Raw genomic sequence first — 3,173 nt, forward strand, 5'->3', positions numbered from 1 at the left:
AATTCTTGGGAGGATAATTTTAGTTTTTTGCGTTTAATATTGCCGATTTTGTTCATAGTATTTTTTGATGGAGTAGGTTGGGTTGAGGAAGGAAACCCAACTAGATTTATTTCTGACTTATTTGGTGTTGGGTTGCGCTCCGCTTTACCCAACCTACTACAAGACAGATTTTCGTTTCATCTTTTTCAACTTTTGTCGATTCTTGTCTTCTAACTCTTGCTCCTGCAAAATTTGTTTTTGTTTCTTAGAAGCCTCAATAATATCTGACATTTCACTTAATTTCATATCCACATTTTCTACAATGTGACTAAAAATAGTCTCCAAATCTTTGACCATAGAATTAATAGTCTCAGCATCAAACAAATCAGTTTTATACTGAAAAGAACCAGAAATACCAATGTTAGTTTCCGATAAACCTAACCTTAAATCGTGTCTGACAAATCCATTTTCAAATTCTAAAGGAGTCAAGCTCAATCCCGGCATTTCTAAGGTAGATATTGACACATTATTAAAGACAAACCACACCTGAAATAGTGGATTATGACTTAAAGAACGCTCGATTTTCAACTCTTCTAACAACTTTTCAAAGGGCAAATCTTGATGAGCAAAAGCTCCTATTGCTGTATCTTTAACTCGCTGTAATAACTCCCGAAAACTAGGATTTCCAGATGAATCAGCACGCAACACCAAAGTATTGACAAAAAATCCGATAATTCCTTCCGTTTCCCGTCGGTTACGGTTAGCAATAGGAGAACCAATACAAAAATCTTGTTGCTGACTATAACAGTAAAGTAACGTTTGAAACCCAGTCAACAACATCATAAATAATGTTACTTCCTCTGACTGACTCACTTTTTTAATCTTGTTGCTGAGTTCCGATGGTAACTCAAACGTAGTAGTAGCACCTCGGAAACTCTGCGTTTGGGGGCGCGGTCTGTCTGTAGGTAGAGCTAAGACCGTGGGAACCCCTGCTAACTGTTGTTGCCAGTAAGCTAGTTGTTCGGTAAACAAGTCATCTTGTAAATATTGCCGTTGCCAGTAGGCAAAGTCTGCATATTGAATAGATAGGTCTGGTAGAGGGGATGGCATCCCACGAGAAAAAGCATCATATAAAGTAGCTAATTCCTGAATCATAATACTAAATGACCATTCATCAGAAATAATATGATGGATGACAAATACTAATATATGTTCTTTATCTGTCAGTTTGATTAGGGTGACTCGCAATAATGGGTCTTTGCTCAAGTCAAATATGTGTTGACCTTCGGAAATTGCTAATTCTCGAACTTGTTTATCCTGCTCTCCTTTTGATAATTCTCGCCAGTCGATAACTGAGAGGCTAAAATCTGTATTGTCAGAAATTATTTGTACTGCTTTTCCATCGACTACTTGAAAGCTAGTCCGCAAAGCTTCATGTCTGCGGATAATTTCTACAAATGCTCGTTCCAAGGCATCCAAGTTCAGAGCCCCATGCAAACCTATAGATAATGGGATATTATAGGCAGCACTTTTTTCAAGTTGGTCGAGAACCCACAGACGTTGTTGAGAAAATGATAGGGGTAACTTGAGTTGACGCGATATTGGTTTAATAGATTGACTTTCTAGAGTCTCAGTTACCGGAGTGAATTTTACTATTTGCGCTAGGGTGTTGATCGTAGGATTTTTAAATAGGTCGATAACTGTGAGATTACTAGAAGATATTTCTTTAAGTCTATTCTGGACTTGAATGATTAAAAGTGAATGACCGCCAAGGTCAAAAAAGTTGTCGTGAATGCCCACCTTTTTTATCCCTAAAACTTCTGACCAGATAGCTGCCAGTTTTTTCTCGACTGCGGTGCTAGGTGGTACAAAGCTGTTTTCGGAACTGCCCAAGTTTACAGGTGGTTTCAATGCTCGACGGTTAATTTTGCCATTAGGGGTTAGGGGGAAAGCATCCAACATTACAAAAGCTGATGGAATCATGTAATATGGTAGTTTTTCTTTCAGAAAAGACCGTAGTTCATCAATGGTAGGTTGTTGGGAATGGCAAATAAGATACGCGACTAAACGTTTGTCACCAGGATTATATTCTTGGACAGTTACTACTGTCTGTTGTATTGCTGGATGTCGAGCTAAAACAACTTCTATTTCCCCAAGCTCTATTCTGAACCCGCGAATTTTTACTTGGTTATCAATGCGACCGAGATATTCAATATTACCATCTGGCAAATATCGAGCTAAATCTCCTGTTTTATATAATTTTGAGTTGTTATTGTTAAAAGTATCTGGAATGAATTTTTCTGCTGTTAATTCAGAACGGTTGAGATAACCACGAGCTAAACCTGCACCACCGATATATAATTCTCCTGGGACTCCAATGGGTAATGGTTGATGATTTTTGTCTAGGATATGGATTTTGGTGTTGGCAAGAGGATGACCAATTGGTGTTGTTACTTTTCCACTTTCTTCTAGCTTTGAGTCATCCTCCACAGAGTAAATTGCCGACCAAATAGTAGCTTCAGTCGGGCCGTACAAGTTCCATAACTGGATACCACTGTTCTTAAGTTGATTAGCTAATTGAATAGACAGAGCTTCTCCACCACATAAGATTTTGATTCCTAAGTTTGGCTTTGATAATCCTGAAGCTAAGATCATTTCCCAGGTAGCAGGAGTTCCTTGCATCACTGTTGTGGATGATTTTTCTAAGTAATCCAATAACTGATTACCATCAGTGGCTATTTGACGCGAAACCACAGCCAATTTTGCTCCTAAAGTCAGTGGTAGATATAACTCCAAAGCTGCAATGTCAAAGGATATGGTAGTAATGGCACTGAGGGTATCTTCTGAAGTCAATCTGAGATAACTATTCATGGATACTAAGAAGTTGACTACAGAATAGTGACAGATTTGAACTCCTTTTGGTTTTCCGGTAGAACCTGAAGTATAGATTGTATAAGCCAAATTCTCTGGAGTTACGCCACTAACTATATTTTCAATACTCAGATTGGCAATAGCATCCCAATTACTATCCAAACATACCACTTGTGCAGAATGTTCTGGCAAAAGCTCCAATACTGATTCACTGGCGAGCAACACTGGTACTGCTGCATCTTCTAACATATAACTCAAACGTTCTGTGGGATAATTTGGATCGATTGGAACATAGGCACCACCTGCTTTTAATATTCCTAACA

1 protein-coding gene is annotated in these 3,173 nt (G+C 38.4%); it reads right to left on the minus strand.

Going from position 1 to position 3,173, the window contains the following annotated elements; translation table 11 throughout:
- Positions 1 to 156: 156 nt before the first annotated feature.
- Positions 157 to 3,173: amino acid adenylation domain-containing protein (locus tag AC3DU7_RS29630; protein WP_488042830.1), on the minus strand; the 3,017-nt coding region annotated here is incomplete at its 5' end.

It is taken from the genome of Okeania sp., from assembly GCF_983059655.1.